The following is a 19,511-nucleotide window of genomic DNA, read 5'->3' as shown; positions in this document are numbered from 1 at the left end:
GTAGATGTCGACATCCTGACGGCGCAGTCGAGTGACGCCGGACCGGCCGTAGCATCACCGGATTCCGCCATTGATGACCGGAGGCCGGGTGTGCCGCGCTGGGACGGCTTCTTCGCCAATCTGACGGGCGCGTTGGTCGACCTGCCGATCCAGATGTTCGCGACGTTCCTGACCGCGGCCGGGGCGGTGGGGATCCTGCGCGGCAAGACCGACGGGCTCCTGCCGTCGCTGCTGCTCCTGGCCGGCGGGCTGGGCCTCCTGGCGGTGCTGATCAGCCGGGCCGTGCGGGGTGCCTACGTCATGGGGGTGCGCGGCTTCGGCTCGGTCGACCTGGCGGTGAGCACCGTGTCGGTGCCGTACTTCGTCCTCGACCTCGGCTGGCTCGTCTTCGGCGCGCGCTGGCTCCACGCCTCGCTCACCGATCCTCCCGAGCCACCGGACCCGTACTTCGACCTCGGCGGGCCGGCGACGATCCTGTCGGTCGAGGCGGTCCTGCTCGCACTGCGGATACGGAGCCGGCTCCGGGACCGGTGAGCGGACTCGAAGGTAGCGGGTGCTGTGCGAGCGCCGTCAGGCGGCCGGCCCACTGCGCACCGGGTGCACGTTCAGCTCAGGCCCCCGCACCGGCGCGTCCCGCCGGGTGCGGGGCTGGCCGCATGCGAGCAGCACCAGCGAGCAGCCCAGCGCGAGCACGGCCGCGATCCGCCCGGCCGAGCCGGCTCCGTTGAGCGTCGCTCCGTGCTGCCAGAGGTACCAGATCGAGGCAGCGGCCAGTCCGGTGCCGGCGAGGGCGGTCGCCGGACCGGTCCGGGTGCCGAGGGCGGGCAGCCGGACCGTCTCGAACCGGTGCCACAGCCGGGTCAGCACGACCAGGATGAGCGCGCAGTTGGCCAGCCACAGCGGCCGGATGAGCCACCAGTGGAGGCCGGCGTCGGGCAGGATCAGGTCGGGCAGCAGGAGCCCGGCTCCGACGAGCAGCACCATGGCCGGCAGGTGCCAGAGGTAGACGGTCATCAACGGGGCGTTGCCGTCGTCCAGGAAGCGCCGCCAACGGTCGGTGGCCAGTGCCGGTTCGCACCGCCGGCCGAGCCAGCTGATCGCGGCGAACTGGGCGACCGCCAGCGCTACCAGCGCACCCGTCGGTGGCGCGAGGTTCGATACCGGTACGTCGCTCAGCCCGATCATCGAGGGCGGATACGGTCCGGCCGTCATCATGAACACGCAGGTGGCCGCCGCTGCGCCGCAACCATCGCGGGGGCGAGCGCGAGCACGACCAGGTACACGGCGAGGAACCACAGCGGCTTCACCGCCGACAGGCTCACCGCCTGGCCGATCTGCGGGAAACCCAGCGCGCCGGCTGTCGTCGCGACCAGCGCGACGACAGCCACCAGCACGGCCGCCGGCACGACCAGCCGCCCGCCGCGAACCGCGAGATACTGCGCATAGCGGCCGCGGTACGCGGTGGCGACCGCGGTGTTGGCCACGCCGCCGGCAAGAAAGACCACCGGCATGACCTGGATGAACCAGCTCACCACCCAGGCGACCGGACCGCTGGGCAGGATCTCGACCCGGATGTCGCCGTCGCGGGTGGTGATCAGCGGCGTGAGCCAGTGCATGAGCAGCACGACGGCCATCGAAGCAACCCGCAGCAGGTCGACGAACGGGTCGCGAACGGACCGAGCGGCAGCGACAACCATGCCAGTCATCGTCGGGAATACGGCCGCCGATGTCGGTAGCGCCGACCCCCGAATGCTCGACCGGATGGCACCCCGACCTCACCGGGGTTACCCCCACCGCCGAGCCAACCCGGGGGCGTATGTCAAGGGATGTCAGCCGTCCGTCCAACCTCGATGACGGCCGGCGAGCCGCAGCTCACCTCGAGGTCGGTGAGGTTGACGTAGCCCCACACCGGCGCAGCTCGGGCCGTTGCGGGGGAGCGGCAGCGGGTGCAGGTCCGGGTGCTGCACCGAAGCGGTCGCCGCCTGCCGGGCCGGCCGGCAGGCGAAGGCTTGCGCGGCGGAGCGCGGCTCGCCGAGCCGGAACCGGTCGTCCGATCGGGCCACCCTCCCCGCCGGAGCGACCGAAGGTCGATTCGGATTGCCGGGCCTAGAGTGGCCCTGGTATCCGGTCCGGGCGTCATCGGAGGAAACGGTCAAGATTGATCTTCCGTCACGTACCGCCAAATCCATCAGGAAACGCGTTCGCGGACGCGACGATCTTCGGTGGGCCGTGTCTACTGATCGACCGTAGGTGGGGCCTGGCGCTCGATGCGACCCGCGAGCCGGGGGAGCGCACCCGACCCGTGCTCTGGACGCCGCACGCCGCGCCGTGGCAGCAGTGGCGGATCCAGCGCGCCGGCGGCGGGACCGTCAGGATCGCCAGTGAGCACGGCGGTCTGGTGCTCACCACGGACGACCCCGCCGGAGACCGGAGCTGGGTCTGGCTGGCGACCGATGAGGGACATGACCATCAGCGGTGGCGCCTGGCACCCACCGACGACCGCGTTGCCTGCATCATCGAGGCGAAACGGTCGGCGCACGCCCTCGACGCGAGAACGGACACCAAGGTGCCCGCGGTCGAGCCCGACGGTTCGGTCGCCGACCCGACGCCGCCGATCCTGTATTCGACGCACTGGCGACCCTGGCAGCAGTGGCTGATCCTTCGCGTGCCGCTCGGAACCGACCACACATCCGGATGATCGGCCTCCGGGGCCGGGGCACCGCGTAGCCTCTGTGCCGTGGAGCTCGACAGGCCGGCCCGGGCGGCGGTGGCGGTGCCGCTCGGACTGCTGGTGCTGCAGGCGCTGTGGTGGCCCCTGGTGCCGTGGTGGTCCGGCCAGGAGGCGCCGCAGCAGGCGCGGCTCCTGCCGGTCGCGGTGGTCTGCGCGGTCGTGGGCGGTGCGCTGGCGTACCGTCGGCGCGCGCCCGAGGCGGTGCTCGCCGCGACGGTCGTCGTCACGGCGCTGGGCTGGTCCGTCGCCGGCGATGCCCCCGCCGGCCCGGCGGCGGTCGGGGTCGCGCTCTACTCGCTCAGCGTGCGGCGCACCGCGCGGGTCGCGGTGGTCGGCGCGCTCGCCGTGGCCGGGGCGGCCGGCGTGGTGGCCGCCGCCCGCGGTGGGTCGGTCCGCGACGCGGCCGGCGTGGCCCTGGTCGTCGGGGCCGTCGCGGCCGGGGTGTGGGCGGTCGGTCGCCGCCGCCGACGCGGCCTGGCCGATCGCCGGGCCGCGGTCGCGGCCAGCGCCGCCGCGGCGACGCTGCCGGCGTTCGCGGCGGCGGCCGAACGCCGGCGGCTCGCGGCGGACCTCCACGACGTCGTGGCACACCGGCTGACCGGGGTCGTGGTGTCCGCGGCCGCGGCGCGGCGACTGGCCGATCGGAGGCTGCGGGCCGAGGCGCTGGCGCACGCCGAGGCGGCGGGCGGGCAGGCCCTCGCCGAGCTGGACGACATCGCGGCGGCGCAGGTGACCGAGCCGACGCTGGCGGACGTCCGGCGCCTGTGCGCCGAGCGGCCCGGCACCGTGCTGCGCTGCACCGCCGCCGACGCGCCGGCACCGGTGGCCGCGCTGGCCCACCGGGTGGTCCGGGAGGCGCTGACCAACGCGGCGCGGTACGCCGCCGGGGCACGGCTCACGGTCGAGATCGACGCGGGCGCGGGCGACCTGCGGGTGGTCGTCGATGACGACGGCGGCGCCACAGCGAGTCGTGACGTGGGCGCCGGCCAGGGCCTCGCCGGCCTGCGATCGCTCGTCGAGGCAGCGGGTGGCCGCTTCGACGCCGGGCCGCGCGCCGGCGGCGGGTGGCGGGTCCGGGCCGAGCTGCCCCTGCCCGACGACGCCGCGGCGGGCGGCTGGCCGGCGCACCGGGCCGGTGCCGCCGCCCGGGACCGCGCCATGGCGGTGCTGGCGTTCGGCATGTCCGCCGGCCTCGTGCTGCTGCCGGGCCCCGACGACGCGGACCTGCTCGCCCGGCCCGGGCCGGCCGCCGCGCTGCTGGCGCTGCTGGTGCTGCACGCCTTGCCACTGGCGGGGCGGCGGCTCGCGCCGGCGGCGGCGCTGGCCGCCGCCTGTGTCGTTGCAGCGGTACTGACCGGATGCACCAGTGCCGGGTGGATCCCGCTCGACCCGGCCGAGGCGTTTCTGTGGACCTGGTGGGTCGAGGTGGCGCTGGTGTACGCGGTCGGCGCGCACCGTGCCGGGCGCGGCTGGCCGGCGCCGCTGGCGGTCGCGGCGCTCGGCGGCGCGGCGCTCGCCGCGGGCCACGGCATCACCGGGCCCCGCCCGGCCGCCGCCGCGGTGCTCGCCGCGATCCTGGCGGTGCTGCTCGGACCGGTGTGGGCGGCCGGGCGGCTGGCCCGCGTGCGGCGGCTCCACCAGGACCGCCGGGCCGAGGAGCGCCGGCGCGATACGGCCGTCGCCGCAGACTCGGCGGCGCATGACGAACGACGACGGATCGTCTCGGGCCTGCAGGCCCGCGTCCGGCGGCATGTGCTGGCGCTGCTCGACGCGCGGCGTCGCGGCGACCTGGAGGCCGTGCATCGCGAGGCCCGCGACGGCCTGCACGCGCTGCGGCACCTGGTCACCGTCGAGGAGCCGCCCGAGCCGCCGCCGGGCCTGCTCGGCATCCGCGCCGTCGCCGCCGCACGCCGCTCGACGGTCCGCGTGCTCGGGGTACCACATCATCTTCCGGACGCGGTGGCCCTCACGGCGCAGGAGGCGGTCGCCGCCCTGCTGACCGACGGGTCGGCCGTGACCGTGAGCTACCTGCCCGACGCGCTCGAGGCGACGGTGCGGCGGCTGCCGGTCGGTGACGGTGGTCGCCGTTCGGTGCTGACGCGGGCCGCCGACGGGGGTGTCGCGCGGGCCAGGCGGCTGGTCGACGCGGGCGGAGGCGCCGTGTCGGTGGACGGGCGGGGCGGTACGGTGCGGGTGTGGCTGCCGCTGACGCTGCGCTGATCCGGGTGCTGGTTGCCGACGACCAGAGTGTCGTGCGCGCCGGAATCGCCGCCATCCTGGACGCCGAGGCCGACATGACGGTCGTCGGCCAGGCGGCCGACGGCGCCGAAGCCCTTGCCCTCATCGCCGCCACCGTGCCCGACGTGGCCGTGCTCGACGTCCGCATGCCACGCGTCGACGGCCTGGCCGTCGCCGCCGAGGTCAGTGTCCGGCATCCGCGCACCCGCGTCGTCGTGCTCACCACCTTCGGCCTGGACGAGTACGTCTTCGCCGCCCTGCGCGCCGGCGCCGCCGGTTTCATGCTCAAGGACGCCGAGCCGGAGCGGGTCGTCGACGCGGTCCGGGTCGTCGCCGCCGGCGAGGCGCTGCTCGACCCGGGTATCACCGGCCGGCTCATTCAGCACTTCGCAACGGGACCGGGCCCCGGCGCCGCGCAGCGGCTGGAGCGGCTCACGCCCCGCGAGACGCAGGTCCTCACCCGCGTGGCGCGGGGGCTGTCCAACGCGGAGATCGCCGCCGACCTCGGCATCAGCCCGGCCACCGTGAAGGACCACGTCGCGGTGGTCCTGGCCAAGCTCGCCGTCCGCGACCGGGTCCAGGCGACCATCGCCGCGTACGAGACCGGCCTGGTCCGCCCGGGGGTGGCCTGAGCGCGGCCCGGGGGAGCCGGACCCCCGCCGCGCGGCGGGGGTCCCGGCCGGTGAAGACCGTGCTGCCCGACGACGCCCGGCGGCCGGCCGGCGGCCAACCTGGATGGCGTGCCGTTCTTCGCCCGCCGGATCGCCGGCGTCCTGCTCGTCCTGCTCGCCATTGCGCTGCCACCGGTCGCCGCGCTGGCCGTCGTGCTCGCCACCGCGGCCGTCACCGACTCGCCGCCGCTGTTCCTCGGCGCGGGCGCGCTCACGCTCGCGGGGTCCGCCTACGGGCTGTCGCGCGCCGCCACGGTGTTCCTGGTGCCGGCGCGGTCGCGGACCTGGGTGGCCGCGCTGGTCGCCGTCGCCTGGCTCGGCCTTGGGGCGGCCGCCGTGTTGCCGGCCGGCCCGCACCCGGCGGCGGGCGCCACGCCTGCGGGGGTCCGGTTCTGGTCGCTGCCGACCGGCTCGGGCATCGCCTACGTCCACGCCCCCGCGACCGCGCGCGTGCATCGCGGACCGGTGGTGTTCCTGCACGGCGGCCCCGGTACCCCGGGCGAAGGCCTCCCGGCGGTGACGAGGGCCCTGACCGAGGCGGGGTTCGATGTGTACGCCTACGACCAGCTCGGCGCCGGCCGGTCCACCCGGCTGCGGGACGTGACCGGGTACACCGTCGCGCGGCACGTCGCCGACCTCGAGGCGATCCGCGCCCTGCTCGGCGTCGACCGGATGATCCTCGTCGGCCAGTCGTGGGGCGCGTCGCTCGCCGCGCAGTACCTGGCCCGGCACCCGGCCAACGTGCGCGCGGTCGTTTTCACCGGACCGGGCCCCATCTGGCCGGGCGCCGACCCGGGCGGCGACACCGGCGATCCCTGGGCGCGGATGACCCCGTCACAACGTGAGCAGCGCGACGAGCTGCTGTCGAGCCCCCGCGTCGTCGTGCAGGCGCTGCTGCAGCAGGTGAACCCCAACGCCGCCCACGCGTTCATGGGCGACGACGAGGCCGACGAGCTCCTGCACCGCGTGGCCGTGCTGGGCAAGGACACCACCGGCTGCCCGGGCAGCCAGCCGGCCCGCGTCCACGACAACCACCAGGGCTTCTACAGCAACCAGCGCACCGTCGCCGACTTCGACCACACCCCCGACCCGCGCCCGGCGCTGCGGACGGTCCGCGTGCCCGCCCTGATCCTGCGTGGCGAGTGCGACTTCGTCCCGCCGGAGACGGCCGAGGAGTACCGCCGAACGCTGCCCGGGGCGAAGCTCGTCGCGGTGCCGGGCGCGGGCCACGCTATCGCGGCCAACCAGCCCGAACGGTACCGCGAGTCGCTCGTCGCCTTCCTCGACGCCCTCGACTGAGACGACCCGGCCGCCCCCGCCGGAACGCGGTCAGCCGAACGCGCGGCGGATGGTGCGTCAGCCGCCGATCTTGTCCAGCTCGGCGTGGTCGTCGTCGGAGATGAAGAGCCCCGCACCCGCGATGTTCTCGCGCAGGTGGGTCGTGGACGAGGTGCCGGGGATCAGCAGGATGTTCGGCGAGCGCCGCAGCAGCCAGGCCAGGGCGACCGACGTCGGTGTCGCCTCCAGCCGGGCGGCGACGGCCGAGAGCGCCGAGGACTGCAGCGGGCTGAAGCCGCCGAGCGGGAAGAACGGCACGTAGGCGATGCCCTGGTCGGCGAGTGCGTCGATCAGCTCGTCGTCCTGGCGGTGCGCGAGGTTGTACATGTTCTGCACGCACACGATCGGCGCGATCGCCTGCGCCTCGGCGACCTGTTCCGGCGTCGCGTTGCTCAGCCCGAGGTGCCGGATCAGGCCCTGCCGCTGGAGTTCGACGAGCGTCTCGAACGCCTCGGCGACCGGACCGGGCTGCGGTCCCTCGGCATTGCCGAGCCGGAGGTTGACCAGGTCGAGCACATCGAGACCGAGGTTCCCGAGGTTCTCGCGCACGGACCGGCGCAGGCTCTGCGGGTCGCGGGCCGGGGGCCAGCCGCCCTGCCGGTCACGGTTCGCGCCGACCTTGGTCACGATGTGCAGCGAGTCGGGGTACGGGTGCAGCGCCTCCCGGATCAGCCGGTTGGTGACGTGCGGCCCGTAGGCGTCGGCGGTGTCGATGTGGGTGATCCCGAGCTCGACGGCCTCGCGCAGGACGGCGAGTGCGCCGTCGTGGTCGGCCGGCGGCCCCATGACCCAGGGGCCGGCGAGCTGCATGGCGCCGTAGCCGAACCGGGTGACGGTCAGGTCGCCCAGCGTCCAGGTGCCGCCGGGAAGAGAAGTGGAGGCCATGCTCATACCTCTGGCTTTCGTATCGCGGATGCCTCCTCCACTTTCCGGGGGTAACTTCCCAACGGGAAGTAGGCACCTGGAAGTTCGTAACGGTGGAGGAGCGGTTCGATGGCGACGACGACAGCGGCGCAGAAGAGGGCTCAGGCCAAGGTAGAGTATGACGCTTTTCTGGCGCAATGTCCCAGTCGCAAGCTGCTCGACCGGATCGCGGACAAGTGGGTCACGCTGGTGCTGGCCGCGCTACGCAGCGACGGCTCGCAGCAGTTCGGCGCCGACTGCGCCGGCGAACCCCGGCCGATGCGGTATTCGGAGCTGTCGCGCCTGCTGGCCGGCGTCAGCCAGAAGATGCTGACGCAGACGCTGCGGTCCCTGGAACGCGACGGTCTGATCACCCGCACCGTGGTGCCGACCGTGCCCGTCACGGTCACCTACGAGCTGACCGAACTCGGCCTCTCCCTGCATCAGACGATGCGCGGCTTGAAGGCCTGGGCCGAGACGCACATGGACGACGTGCTCGCCAACCGCGCGACGTACGACAACCACGTCGCCTGAACCCGGCAGACACGACCGAGGATCAGGTGCTCACGCATGGCCGCGATTGGTCGCGATCGGTAGGGCGCGGTTACTCGGGAGCCAGTTGTTGCGCCAGCCGTTCCAGGCCGTTCTTGATCAGCTGTCCGTACCCGTCGTCGCCGAGTGCGCCGATCCCGGCCCGCGCCTGCCGGAGGTGCTCCCGGGCGCGGCCGAGATCACCGAGCCGGCGGTAGCACTCGGCCAGGTTGAGGTGCAACGACGGATACAGGCCGGCCACGGACAGCGTCACCCCAGCCTGCGCCACCCGGTCGTCGGTGAGCAGGTCGGCCGCTGTCAATGCCCGCTGGTCCCAGACCAGCTCCTGGTGGACGTCGTCCTGCACGTCAGCCATCGAGTGCGCGAGCACACAAACGTGCAGCGGGTCGCCGTGCTCCCCGCCGATCTCCTCCCAGATCTCCGCAAACACCTGGCGAGCGGCCGCCCGCTGTCCTTGACCATGGTGCAACTGCACCCCCTCGCCGATGCGAACCAGCGTCGGATCGGTCATCATCAACGGCTCCTTCGACCAGCGCAACGCGCCACCGTGACATCATCCAACCGCACCCGGTGCGACGGGCCGGAGCGACTCGGGGTCCCGCCGGCGGAAGGTGGGCTCGAGCGACCGGGCCGCGTGCGGTCGGTCACGGCTGCCGGCGCGACCGCACCGAGCGCGGCCGCTGTGTCGAGCCGGTCACGATCGCACCGGCGGTGACGACGCGTAGCCGGTCATCGGGGATGCCCGTCGAGGTGCCGGAGGGCCGGAAGCGGGCGCGCCCGATCGGTGCGCGGTGGCGGTGTTTCTCGCGCGTTACGGGTTGACCAAGTTTTGCGAACCCACTAGCGTGTGCGCATCCCTCTAGAAAAACCGGTTTTCTAAAGAACCTTCGGAAGGCATCACCCGACAGGGGGTTAACGTGACGGCACAGCGATCCGCGCCGCGGGCGACCCGGCGTAGCAGGGTCATCGCAGGGTTGGCGCTTGCGATGAGTTTGACGGTGCTCATGAGTGCCTGCGGTGGCGGCAACGGAGCATCGAGCGGCACCGTGCGCCTCACGGTGTGGACGTGGAGCAACGAGGCCGCGACCGCGTTCAAGAAGGGCGGCATCATCGACGCGTTCGAGAAGGCCCATCCGGGCGTCGACGTCGAGGTGGTCGCCCAGCTCGACAAGAACTACGAAACGCTGCTCACCACCGGGCTCGCCGGCTCCGGAAGCCCGGACGTCGTGGCATTGCGCTCATACGGCGTGCTGTCCAACTTCGCCGACAGCGGCAACATCGAGCCGCTCGACGATGTCGTGAAGGACTGGAGCGGGTTCAGCAAGGCGGCGCTCACCGGCGCCAAGCGGAAGTCGGACGGCAAGCTCTACGCGGTGCCGCAGGGCATCCAGACCGCCCAGGTGTACTACAACAAGAAGATCTTCGCCGATCTGGGTCTCGGAGTGCCGGCGAGCTGGGACGAGTTCATCGCGGCCGCCCAGAAGATCAAGGGTTCCGGCGTCGCGCCCATCGTCATCCCGGGCGCCGTCGCCGCGCAGATCTCGCTGGCGGCGGAGGTCATCGGCAACGCCCGCCGCGGCGCCGGCGACTTCCAGCAGGCGTTCCTCGCGGGCCGGAAGAACCTCACCGACCCGGACAACGTGGCCGCCATCGGCCTGATGGATCAGGTCAAGCCGTATCTCGTGGACAACGTCACCTCGGTCACCCTCGACGAGGCGGTCACGCTCTTCGCGACCGGCAAGGCCGCCATGTTTCCCTCGGGCACCTGGCAGGTCACCACGTTCGCCAACCTCGGGACGAAGGTCGACTACGGCACGTTCGACGTGCCGACCAACCCCGGCTGGCCGGCGAAGGCGGTCACCGTCAGCTACGCCGACGGCGGCTGGGCTCTCGCCAAGCGCAGCGGGCACCCGACCGAGGCGGCGCAGCTGCTGAACTGGCTCGCCGGCACCGAGTTCGCCAACCTGTACGCCAACGCCATGGGCACCATCCCGGCCCGCGACGGGGTCTCGCTCAAGAATCCGGTGCTGGCCGAGATGTACCAGCGGTACCAGGCCGCGCCGTCCGCCTATCTCGGCGCGGCCTACCTGCGCTACGGCTCGCCGTCGGGCACCGACCTCATGGGCGAGCAGGTCCAGAAGATCTGGCTCGGCAAGGCCACACCGGCCGCCGCGGCCCAGAGCATCCAGACCGGCATCGACGCCTGGTTCAAGCCGGGCGACTTCAAGAGCGAGTAGAACCTCGCACCCCGGTTCGGCGCGACCACACGCCGGACCGGGTTCCGCCCACCACAGGAGAAGCCCTCCATGGCAAAGACAAGCAGAAGCGTGCGGCGGCCACCGACGATCGTCGTGGTGCTCTTCGTCCTTCCCGCGCTGGCACTGTTCGGGGTCGTCCTGCTCTACCCGATGGCGAGCGCGCTGGGCTACTCGCTGTTCGAATGGCGGGGTGGCACCAACCTGGTGCGCTTCAACTGGTTCCACAACTTCGTGGTGCTCTTCACCGAGCAGCCGTTCGTCGAGCAGATGCCCCGCGCCTTCCTGCACAACCTCGCCATCTTCGCCGGCACGCTCGTCCTGCAGAACTCGATCGGGCTGTTCCTGGCGGTGCAGCTGCACAAGCTCGGACCCTTCCGGCGGGTGTTCCAGGTCCTCTACACCACCCCGTACCTCGTGAGCCCGCTCGTCGTCGGCTATCTCTGGACCCTGCTGCTGTCCCCGAACTTCGGCCCCGTCAACGCCACGCTCAAGTCGGCCGGGCTCGACTCGCTCGCGGTGTCGTGGCTCGGGGAGCCGTCCACGGCCCTGCCGGTGCTCATCCTCGTCAGCGTGTGGCAGTGGATCGGGTTCCCCGTCCTGCTCTACGGCGCGGCGCTCGGGGCCATCCCGCCCGAGCTCGGCGACGCCGCGAGCGTCGACGGAGCCGGTGGCTGGCGCCGCTTCCGCCACGTCACGCTGCCGCTGCTCACCCCGGTGATCGGCACCGTGTCGATCCTGACGTTCATCGGCGCGATGGAGACGTTCACGCTGGCCTACGCCTTCGGCGGCGCGACGGGCTCGCCGGCCGGGGCCACCGACGTGCTGAGCCTGCTGTTCTTCCGCGTCTCGTTCGAGTCGGGCGCGAGCAACGCGCTCGGCGTCTCCTCGGCGCTCGCGACGCTGCTGTTCCTGTTCATCCTGGGCGGCGCGGTCCTCGGCCGGCGCCTGATCCGCGCACAGGAGGAGCGGCTGTCGTGACCGACATGGCACTCGCACCCGACGCCGTCGAACCCGCGCCGGCGGGCACACCATCGCCGGCGCGCAAGCGGCGGAAGGGGTGGACCGCGCAGACGGTCGCCGTCGGCATCGTGCTCTGGCTGTACGCTGCCGTCTGCGTCCTGCCGCTGCTCACGATGGTGCTCAACTCCTTCCGCACGCACCTGGAGATCGCGACCGACCCGTGGCCGATCCCGAGTGATCCGACCGTGGCCAACTATGTGAGCGCGTGGACGGAGGCCTCCTTCGGGCGGTACGCCCTGAACTCGGTACTGATCACGATCTGCTCCGTCGCGATCTCCACGGCCGTGTCGCTGCCGGCGGCGTACGCGATCGCCAGATGGCGGTTCCTCGGCCGCAACGCGCTGGAGGGGCTGTTCATGTCCGGGCTGCTCATCCCGTTCATGCTGGCGATCCTGCCGATGTTCTACCTGATGGACGGGCTGCGGCTGATCGACTCGCCGCTGAGCCTCATCCTGATCTACTCGGCCAACGGCATCCCGTTCACCACCTTCGTCCTCGTCTCGTTCTTCCGGCAGTTGCCCGGCGAGCTGGAGGAGGCGGCGCTGCTCGACGGCGGCGGGCACTTCACCGTCTTCCTGAGGGTCATGGTGCCGCTCGTCCGGCCCGCGATCGCGACGGTGGTGGTCTTCCGGTTCGTGCCGATCTGGAACGACTTCCTGATGCCGCTGGTCATGCTCCGCTCCCGCGACAACTACACCCTCGGCGTCGGCCTCACGACGTTCTTCGGGGAGTACCAGAACGACTGGGCGTCGCTGTTCGCCGGGCTGGTCATCACGACGATTCCCCTGCTGGTCCTGTTCATCCTCGCGACCCGGCAGATCATCCAGGGCCTCACCGCCGGCATCGGCAAGTAGCCGCTGCACCCGCACAACGAAGGACACCGAAGACTCATGACGACACCAGCCGCCCGGATCGAGGACCAGGACGTCGCCGCGCTCGTGCGCGACCAGCTCCCGCCGCTCGACGGGGTCCGGCCCGTGGGCCGTGTCGAGCTTTCGCGGCCCACGACGGCGATCGACTCCTCCAGACTGGGCATCGGCTTCGAGACCCTCGACCGGCGGATGTTCACCGCCGAGTCGGTGTATCCGCACCTGTCGCGACTCGGGGCGAAGTGGGCACGCGTGCAGACCGGATGGAGCCGCTGCGAGACCGAGCGGGGCAGGTACGACTTCGCCTGGCTCGACGAGATCGTCGACAGCCTCGCAGCCGCCGGGGTCGCGACGATGTTCAGCGTCACGTTCGGCAACGAGCTGTACATGCCGGACGTGCCGCACGAGTCCGCGGTCGGTTACGTTCCCGTCTACTACGACGGGGCGGTCCCGGCCTGGACGGCGTTCGTGCAAGCCCTGGCCGCGCACTACCGCGGCCGGGTGGGCCACTGGGAGGTGTGGAACGAACCCAACATCCCCCAGTTCTGGCACCCCGCGCCGGTCAGCGGACGCGACTACGCCGAGCTCACGCGCATCACCGCCCGCGCCGTGCGGTACGAGATCCCCGACGCCACGATCATCGGCGGCGCGACCTCGCTCGCCGATCCCGCCTTCCTCGTCGACGCGCTGCGTGCGGGGCTCGCCGACTCCATCGACGCGTTCTCGTTCCACCCGTACCAGATGGTCCCGGAGCACAACCTGCAGAACATGCACGACGTGCTGCGCCGCCTCCTCGACGAGCACTCGCCGGACCGCCGCATCGCGCTGTACCAGGGAGAGAACGGCTGCCCGTCGCAGCTGTCCGGCCATCACGACGACTGGCTCGGGATGTACACGATGGACCAGGTCGTGCAGGCCAAGTGGATCGCCCGGAGGTTCCTGGCCGACCTCAAGGTGGGCTTCGACAAGGTCTTCTACTTCCACGCGGCCGACCTCATGGAGCGCCCGTACCGCCAGGCCGGTGACAAGGTCAACGCGCCGGTGATGATGGGCCTGATCCACGGCGGGAGCTACGAGCCGAAGTACTCGTTCGAGGTGGCCCGCCGCGTGTGTCACCTCTTCGACGAGCGGACCCGCCGAACCGAGCTCATGTGCCTGTTCACCGAGCGCGATCCCGCCGTGCCGCAGCGCTCGACGCTGATGGCGGCGCCGTATGTCGCCACGTTCGAGCGCGACGGTGCGCCGCTGTTCGCCTACTGGCTGGCCGAGGATCCGCAGCAGCGGGCGCGGCCGGCCACGATCGACGCGGAGCTGTGGTGGGACGACCGGCTCACCCTGGACCGGCCGGTGCTGCTGGACCTGCTCACCGGCGACGTCTATGCGGTCGACCAGCCGACCGACCCCACCGGTGTGCCGGACCGCGCCGACTGGCGCACCCGCGGGATCAGGTATCGGCTGCCGCTGACGGACTACCCGGTGGTCCTCACCGACGCGTCGGTCGTTGCCGGACTCGACGGGTCGTGGCGGTACCGATGAAGCTGCGGTCCCTGACGACGTACATCTGCGACGCGTACCGCACGAACTGGGTCCTGGTGAAGCTCGACACCGACGACGGGATCGAGGGCTGGGGCGAGGCGACGCTCGAGTACCGTGAGCACACCGTCGAGGCGGCGGTCCTGGCCCTGCGTCACGGGCTGGCCGGGCGCGACCTCGGCAACATCCAGGGCTGGTGGCAGGACGCCTACCGCGAGGCGTACTGGCGCGGCGGCCCCGTGCTGACCAGCGCGCTCTCCGCCGTCGAGATGGCGCTGTGGGACATCAAGGGCAAAGCGCTCGGGGTGCCCGTCCACCAGCTGCTCGGCGGCAAGCTGCGCGACTCGGTCCAGTGCTATGCCAACGGCTGGTTCGCCGGGGCCAGGCGCCCGGAGGAGTTCGCCGCGAAGGCGGTCGAGGCGGTCGAGTGGGGCTACCGGGCGCTCAAGTGGGACCCCTTCGGGTCGGCCTTCCGCACCCTGACGCCCGCCGTGCTGCGCACCGCGATGGCGGTGATCGAGGCGGTGGCCGAGGCCGTCGACGGCAGGGCCGACATCATCATCGAAGCGCACGGCCGCTTCGACCTGCCGGCGGCCCGGCAGGTCGCCGGGGCCCTGGAGCCGCTCGGCGTGCTGTGGCTCGAGGAGCCGCTCATCCCCGGAAACCTGGCGAACTACGCCTGGCTGCGGGAGCGCACCTCGACGCCGATCTCGCTCGGCGAGCGGCTCTACACCCGATGGGACTTCCGCGAGGTCTTCGAACGCGGCTGCGCCGACGTCGTGCAACCCGACGTGTCGCACGCCGGCGGCATCTGGGAGACCCGCACGATCGGGGCACTGGCCGAGCTGTGGCAGGTGGGTTTCGCACCGCACAACCCCTCGGGCCCGGTGGCGAACGCGGCGACGCTGCAGCTCGCCGCCTGCACCCCCAACTTCACCTACCTGGAGACGATGGCGACCGACGTGCCATGGCGGGCCGAGATCGCCACCGAAGGCTCGGTCGTGGCGGGTGGCGTGGCCGGGATTCCCGACTCGCCCGGGCTCGGCGTGCGGATCGACCCCGAGGCGATCGCCCGGTACCCGTACGTCCGCCACGACCTGCGGCACTACAGCGGCGCCCTCACCGACATCCGTCCGGACGACGAGGTGACGCTGCACGCGAAGGAGGAACGTTGACCCGGCTCGCCCTCGTCACGGGTGCCACCCGCAACCTCGGGCACACGATCGCCCGACAGCTCGCGTCCGACGGAGCGGCCGTGATCGTCCACGGGATCGACGACGCGGTCGCGGCGCAGGCCGCCGCCCGGATCGCCGCCGATGTCCCGGGTGCCGAGGTGCACTCGGTCGGGTTCGACCTCGCCGATCCGGAGGCGATCGAGGCCGGCTTCGCCGGGCTGGTCGCGCGCGGGCTCGCACCGGGGATCCTGGTCAACAACGCTGCCCACCTGGGCGTCGGCGACGACGACGTGCTCCGGGAGCGGCCGCGCTTCCTGCGTGACGTGTTCGAGGTCAACGTTTTCGCCACGCACCTGTGCTCGGTGCTCGCCGCGCGGGAGATGGCCCGGGCCGGCGGCGGCGTCATCGTGAACATCTCCTCGCTCGCCGGCGAGCGGGCCATCCTCGGCAGGACGGCGTACAACGCCAGCAAGGCCGCGGTCGACGGCCTCACCCGCAGTCTGGCGGTCGACCTCGCCCAGCGGGGCATCCGCGTCAACGCCATCGCGCCCGGCTACATCTGGAGCAACCGCTGGGATCTGATCAGCGACGAGGAAGCGGCCGGGCGCCGGGCGCGTATCCCGGCCGGCGAGCCGACGGCGCAGGAGGAGATCGCGCAGCTGGTCAGCTTCCTCGCATCGGGCCACGCCCCGACCCTCACCGGCGCGCGGATCGTCATTGACGGCGGCCTGAACGCTCTGCAGGTGCCGCCGTAGCTACGCTAACCTCTCAACCGATCTGGACGCGGCGTGTGGAGGAGACGGCAGGTGAAGGGGGACCAGCCTGAGCGGGTGCGCCTCATCGACGTGGCGACGGCCGCGGAGGTCACCAAGAGCATCGTCTCGAGGGTGCTGAACGGCGACCCGACGGTGGCGGTGCGCCCGGAGACGCGCCAGCGCATCATCGAGGCGGCACAGGAGCTCGGCTACGAGCCGCACGCCGGTGCCCGGGCGTTGGCGCGGTCGCGGACCATGGCGCTGGCGCTGATCGCGCCCTCCATCGACAACCCGCCGTACATCACGATCGCCCGGGGCGCCTACCGCCGCGCCGCCGAACACGGCTACCTGGCACTGCTCGCCGAGGACTTCGACGAGCAGCCCGCCGGGCGTTCGCTCCTCGACGGCGGCCGGGTCGACGGGCTGCTCATGGGCTCCGCCGTCCCGGGCCATCCGCTCGTCGACGGCCTGCGCGAGTCGTCGTTTCCGCACGTGTTCGTCAACCGCGCGGTGGCCGGCTCCGGCCGCAACGTCACCATGAACGTCGGCCGGGCCGGCGAGCTGGCGGTGGAACACCTGGTCGAGCTCGGGCACCGGCGCATCGCCCACCTCGCCGGGCCGGCCGAGGTGGAGGGCGGCGCCGGCCGGGTCGCCGCGTTCGAGCGCGCGATCGCGGCCCGGGACCTCCCGCTGCTGCCGTCGCAGTTCGGCGACTTCACGGAGGCGACCGGCTTCGCCTCCGCGAGGACCCTGCTCGACGCGGCACCGACCGCGATCTTCACCAGCTCCCCGGGCCAGGCGATCGGTGTCATCCGGTTCCTGACCAGCGCGGGGATCCGCGTCCCCGACGAGTTGTCGGTGATCGCGTACGGCGACTTCCCGTCGGCCGGCTTCACCGTGCCCACGATCACCACGGTCGCGCTGCCGCTGCTGGAGCTGGGCGCCGCGGCCGTCGACGCGCTCGTCGCCCAGCTCGACGGGGCGCCCCCGCGTGACCTGACCATCCCGCACGAGCCACGCCTGCTCGTTCGCGAGTCGACCGGCCCGGCACGGTAGCCGCGTGGGGCACCCGTGCCCGTAGTTCGGCAATGTCGAACTACGGGTACGCTCACGGTGTGGGCGAGACGATTCAGTCGGTGGAGCGTGCCGCGGCGATCCTGCGGCTGCTCGCGTCGGGCGGGCGCCAGCTGGGCGTCGTGGAGCTGGCCCGCGCGATGGATCTGCCCAAGGGCACCCTGCACGGCATCCTGCGGACGCTCGTGCACGTCGGCTTCGTGGAACAGGACGCCACCACCGGCAAGTACCGGCTCGGCGGCACGCTGCTGCACCTGGGCAGCAGCTATCTGGACGTCAACGAGCTTCGTTCGCGCTCGACGAACTGGGCGGACGCCCTGGCGGGCCGAAGCGGTGAGAGCGTCTGGATCGGCGCGTTGCACGAGGGGCAGGTGCTGGTCATCCATCACGTCTTCAGGCCGGACGATTCCCTGCAGACGCTGCAGATCGGCACGTTGCTGCCCGTCCACGCCACGGCGCTCGGCAAGGTGCTGCTCGCCTTCGACCCGTACCGGGAGCTCACCACCGCGCTGTCCGCCCACACCAGGGCCACCATCGTCGACGTCGACGTCCTCGGCGCCGAACTCGAACAGATCCGCAGCCGTGGCTGGGCCGCGGAGATCGAGGAGTTCGAGGAGGGCGAGGTCGGCATCGCGGCCCCGATCAAGGACCAGCGCGGCGTGATCGTCGGTGCCATCGGCATCCGCGGCGCGGTCGAGCGGCTGACCAGCGACGGCGGCCTCCACCTGACGGCGCTGTCGTACGTCCGCGACGCCGCGCGGGCGATCTCGCGTGACTTCGCCCGCTGACGAAATCGCACTGATCGCGTCCTTGTGGCACCACGAGACAACCGCATACGATCCACTCGTCGTTCGACAATGCCGAACGACGCTGACTGTGAGGGGCCGCTCTTGCCAGCTGAGAAGTTCATCGCGGCGATCGATCAAGGAACGACGTCGAGCCGGTGCATCGTGTTCGACCACCGGGGGAACATCATCTCCGTCGCACAGCGCGAACACCGGCAGATCTATCCGCGACCGGGCTGGGTCGAGCACGACGCGGAGGAGATCTGGCAGGCGGTGCGCGTCGTGCTGGCCGACGCGGTCAGCGGGGCCGGTCTGCGGCCCGGCGAGATCGTCGCGCTCGGGATCACCAACCAACGCGAGACGACCGTGCTGTGGGATCGCCGGACGGGCCGCCCGGTGGCGCCCGCGATCGTCTGGCAGGACACCCGCACCGACACGCTCCTGCACGAACTGGCCGACCATGCCGAACTGTTCCGCGAACGCGCCGGCCTTCCACCGGCGACGTACTTCTCCGGCCCGAAGATCCGCTGGCTGCTGGACGAGACACCCGGCCTGCGTGCGCGGGCCGAGCGGGGCGACGTGCTGTTCGGCACCATCGACAGTTGGCTGATCTGGAACCTCACGGGACGGCACGTCACCGACGTCACCAACGCCAGCCGCACCATGCTGATGAACCTGCACACGCTGCAGTGGGACGACGAGATGCTCGGCGTGATCGGGGTTCCGCGCGCGATGCTTCCGGAGATCCGCCCGTCGGCCGAGGTCTACGGGCACACCGCCGACGGCGTGCCGGTGGCCTCCGCGCTCGGCGATCAGCAGGCCGCGCTGTTCGGCCAGACCTGCTTCGAACCGGGTGCGACGAAGAGCACGTACGGCTCCGGCAGCTTCCTGCTGATGAACACCGGTGCGCAACCGGTGTGGTCGAAGCACGGCCTCCTCACGACCGTCGGCTACCAGATCGGCGACCAACCCGCGACGTATGCGCTCGAAGGGGCGATCGCGGTCACCGGGTCGCTGGTGCAGTGGCTTCGGGACAACTTCGGCCTCATCTCCACCGCCTCGGAGGTCGAAACCCTGGCCCGCACCGTTGCGGACAACGGTGGCTGCTACTTCGTTCCGGCATTCTCGGGACTGTTCGCCCCGCACTGGCGCAGCGACGCGCGCGGCGTCATCGCCGGGCTGACGGCCTTCGTCACGAAAGGACACCTCGCCCGGGCGGTGCTGGAGGCGACGGCGTTCCAGACGTACGACGTCGTCGAAGCGATGAACGCCGACTCCGGCGCGGCGATCACGACCCTGCGGGCCGACGGCGGGATGACCACCAACAACCTGCTCATGCAGAACCTCGCCGACATCCTCGCGGTGCCGGTCGTGCGCCCGGTGGTCGCCGAAACGACCTGCCTCGGCGCGGCGTACGCCGCCGGCCTGGCCGTCGGCTACTGGCCGGACCTCGACAGCCTGCGCGCCAACTGGCACAGAGCCGGCCAGTGGCTGCCGGCGATCACCGAGGAGACCCGCCGCCGGGAACTGCACAACTGGCACAAAGCGGTGCGCCGAACCCTCGAATGGATCGAGGCCTAGCCCGAAACGCCCACCCGGCCGCGCCGTC

Annotated in this window: 19 protein-coding genes; 15 read left to right on the top strand and 4 right to left on the bottom strand. The window is 72.0% G+C overall.

Annotated elements, in window-relative coordinates; translation table 11 throughout:
- The first annotated feature begins 90 nt into the window (after positions 1-90).
- The gene (locus IEZ31_RS14995; protein WP_190250440.1) at positions 91-534 is read left to right on the top strand and encodes a hypothetical protein; all 444 of its coding nucleotides are present in this window, start codon (positions 91-93) and stop codon (positions 532-534) included.
- Between the two features lie 36 nt (positions 535-570).
- Here IEZ31_RS14995 and IEZ31_RS14990 read toward each other — a convergent pair whose 3' ends face one another.
- Positions 571-1,185: a hypothetical protein gene (locus IEZ31_RS14990; RefSeq protein WP_190250439.1), complete on the bottom strand. Its 615-nt coding sequence runs from the start codon at positions 1,183-1,185 to the stop codon at positions 571-573.
- A gap of 26 nt (positions 1,186-1,211) precedes the next feature.
- Positions 1,212-1,697 carry an acyltransferase family protein gene (locus tag IEZ31_RS14985; RefSeq protein ID WP_190250438.1) on the bottom strand — a complete coding sequence of 162 codons (486 nt, stop codon included), beginning with the start codon at positions 1,695-1,697 and terminating at the stop codon, positions 1,212-1,214.
- A 461-nt stretch (positions 1,698-2,158) separates the two neighbouring features.
- On the opposite strand from IEZ31_RS14985, the gene IEZ31_RS14980 reads away from it, so the two are divergent.
- The 4 genes from IEZ31_RS14980 to IEZ31_RS14965 all read left to right on the top strand — a co-directional run bounded on the left by IEZ31_RS14980 (position 2,159) and on the right by IEZ31_RS14965 (position 6,939).
- A complete protein-coding gene (locus tag IEZ31_RS14980; RefSeq protein ID WP_190250437.1) occupies positions 2,159-2,698 on the top strand; it encodes an RICIN domain-containing protein in 540 nt (179 codons plus the stop codon).
- A 39-nt stretch (positions 2,699-2,737) separates the two neighbouring features.
- Positions 2,738-4,951 (top strand): ATP-binding protein, encoded by a 2,214-nt coding sequence (locus IEZ31_RS14975; protein ID WP_190250436.1) that lies wholly within the window; start codon positions 2,738-2,740, stop codon positions 4,949-4,951.
- A complete protein-coding gene (locus tag IEZ31_RS14970; protein ID WP_229835039.1) occupies positions 4,927-5,601 on the top strand; it encodes a response regulator in 675 nt (224 codons plus the stop codon). Before IEZ31_RS14975 ends, IEZ31_RS14970 begins: the two co-directional genes overlap by 25 nt.
- Positions 5,602-5,709: 108 nt before the next feature.
- The gene (locus IEZ31_RS14965) at positions 5,710-6,939 is read left to right on the top strand and encodes an alpha/beta fold hydrolase (RefSeq protein WP_190250435.1); all 1,230 of its coding nucleotides are present in this window, start codon (positions 5,710-5,712) and stop codon (positions 6,937-6,939) included.
- A gap of 57 nt (positions 6,940-6,996) precedes the next feature.
- Here IEZ31_RS14965 and IEZ31_RS14960 read toward each other — a convergent pair whose 3' ends face one another.
- Positions 6,997-7,863 (bottom strand): aldo/keto reductase family oxidoreductase, encoded by an 867-nt coding sequence (locus IEZ31_RS14960; protein WP_229835037.1) that lies wholly within the window; start codon positions 7,861-7,863, stop codon positions 6,997-6,999.
- A gap of 108 nt (positions 7,864-7,971) precedes the next feature.
- Here IEZ31_RS14960 and IEZ31_RS14955 point away from each other — a divergent pair, with 108 nt between their 5' ends.
- Positions 7,972-8,415, top strand: coding sequence for a winged helix-turn-helix transcriptional regulator (locus tag IEZ31_RS14955; protein WP_190250433.1), 444 nt, complete (start codon positions 7,972-7,974; stop codon positions 8,413-8,415).
- A 70-nt stretch (positions 8,416-8,485) separates the two neighbouring features.
- Here the strand turns inward: IEZ31_RS14955 and IEZ31_RS14950 are convergent, their stop codons facing one another.
- Positions 8,486-8,947 (bottom strand): hypothetical protein, encoded by a 462-nt coding sequence (locus IEZ31_RS14950; RefSeq protein ID WP_190250432.1) that lies wholly within the window; start codon positions 8,945-8,947, stop codon positions 8,486-8,488.
- Positions 8,948-9,419: 472 nt separating this feature from the next.
- On the opposite strand from IEZ31_RS14950, the gene IEZ31_RS14945 reads away from it, so the two are divergent.
- From IEZ31_RS14945 to glpK, 9 genes are all read left to right on the top strand, one after another.
- Entirely contained in the window at positions 9,420-10,670 is a 1,251-nt protein-coding gene (locus tag IEZ31_RS14945) for an extracellular solute-binding protein (RefSeq protein WP_190250431.1), read from the top strand.
- 69 nt (positions 10,671-10,739) lie between these two features.
- Positions 10,740-11,669, top strand: a complete 930-nt coding sequence (locus tag IEZ31_RS14940; protein WP_190250430.1) for a carbohydrate ABC transporter permease — start codon at positions 10,740-10,742, stop codon at positions 11,667-11,669.
- Positions 11,670-11,674: 5 nt separating this feature from the next.
- Positions 11,675-12,565, top strand: a complete 891-nt coding sequence (locus IEZ31_RS14935) for a carbohydrate ABC transporter permease (RefSeq protein WP_190250488.1) — start codon at positions 11,675-11,677, stop codon at positions 12,563-12,565.
- Between the two features lie 36 nt (positions 12,566-12,601).
- Positions 12,602-14,116 (top strand): GH39 family glycosyl hydrolase, encoded by a 1,515-nt coding sequence (locus IEZ31_RS14930; RefSeq protein ID WP_190250429.1) that lies wholly within the window; start codon positions 12,602-12,604, stop codon positions 14,114-14,116.
- Positions 14,113-15,288 (top strand): galactonate dehydratase, encoded by a 1,176-nt coding sequence (gene dgoD, locus IEZ31_RS14925; protein WP_190250428.1) that lies wholly within the window; start codon positions 14,113-14,115, stop codon positions 15,286-15,288. The genes IEZ31_RS14930 and dgoD overlap by 4 nt, the downstream gene beginning before the upstream one ends.
- Positions 15,285-16,043, top strand: a complete 759-nt coding sequence (locus IEZ31_RS14920; RefSeq protein WP_190250427.1) for an SDR family NAD(P)-dependent oxidoreductase — start codon at positions 15,285-15,287, stop codon at positions 16,041-16,043. The genes dgoD and IEZ31_RS14920 overlap by 4 nt, the downstream gene beginning before the upstream one ends.
- A 51-nt stretch (positions 16,044-16,094) precedes the next feature.
- Complete coding sequence (locus tag IEZ31_RS14915; protein WP_229835036.1) at positions 16,095-17,099, top strand: LacI family DNA-binding transcriptional regulator; 1,005 nt, start codon at positions 16,095-16,097, stop codon at positions 17,097-17,099.
- Positions 17,100-17,158: 59 nt separating this feature from the next.
- Complete coding sequence (locus IEZ31_RS14910; protein WP_190250426.1) at positions 17,159-17,905, top strand: IclR family transcriptional regulator; 747 nt, start codon at positions 17,159-17,161, stop codon at positions 17,903-17,905.
- 102 nt (positions 17,906-18,007) lie between these two features.
- The gene (glpK, locus tag IEZ31_RS14905) at positions 18,008-19,483 is read left to right on the top strand and encodes a glycerol kinase GlpK (protein ID WP_229835033.1); all 1,476 of its coding nucleotides are present in this window, start codon (positions 18,008-18,010) and stop codon (positions 19,481-19,483) included.
- The last annotated feature ends 28 nt before the right edge of the window (positions 19,484-19,511 follow it).

It is taken from the genome of Dactylosporangium sucinum (assembly GCF_014647515.1).
In the GTDB taxonomy this organism is placed as follows: Bacteria; Actinomycetota; Actinomycetes; order Mycobacteriales; family Micromonosporaceae; genus Dactylosporangium; species Dactylosporangium sucinum.
Note: the sequence above shows the minus strand (reverse complement) of the source record. Positions and strands in the feature narration are given on the sequence as shown.

What these genes read in the sequence shown, in the direction of transcription:
- IEZ31_RS14950 (WP_190250432.1), bottom strand. Translation starts at nt 8,947, where the DNA reads ATGATGACCGATCCGACGCTGGTTCGCATCGGCGAGGGGGTGCAGTTG.
- IEZ31_RS14990 (WP_190250439.1), bottom strand. Translation starts at nt 1,185, where the DNA reads ATGATCGGGCTGAGCGACGTACCGGTATCGAACCTCGCGCCACCGACG.
- dgoD (WP_190250428.1), top strand. Translation starts at nt 14,113, where the DNA reads ATGAAGCTGCGGTCCCTGACGACGTACATCTGCGACGCGTACCGCACG.
- IEZ31_RS14960 (WP_229835037.1), bottom strand. Translation starts at nt 7,863, where the DNA reads ATGGCCTCCACTTCTCTTCCCGGCGGCACCTGGACGCTGGGCGACCTG.
- IEZ31_RS14930 (WP_190250429.1), top strand. Translation starts at nt 12,602, where the DNA reads ATGACGACACCAGCCGCCCGGATCGAGGACCAGGACGTCGCCGCGCTC.
- IEZ31_RS14985 (WP_190250438.1), bottom strand. Translation starts at nt 1,697, where the DNA reads ATGGTTGTCGCTGCCGCTCGGTCCGTTCGCGACCCGTTCGTCGACCTG.
- IEZ31_RS14945 (WP_190250431.1), top strand. Translation starts at nt 9,420, where the DNA reads ATGAGTTTGACGGTGCTCATGAGTGCCTGCGGTGGCGGCAACGGAGCA.
- IEZ31_RS14940 (WP_190250430.1), top strand. Translation starts at nt 10,740, where the DNA reads ATGGCAAAGACAAGCAGAAGCGTGCGGCGGCCACCGACGATCGTCGTG.
- IEZ31_RS14935 (WP_190250488.1), top strand. Translation starts at nt 11,675, where the DNA reads ATGGCACTCGCACCCGACGCCGTCGAACCCGCGCCGGCGGGCACACCA.
- IEZ31_RS14955 (WP_190250433.1), top strand. Translation starts at nt 7,972, where the DNA reads ATGGCGACGACGACAGCGGCGCAGAAGAGGGCTCAGGCCAAGGTAGAG.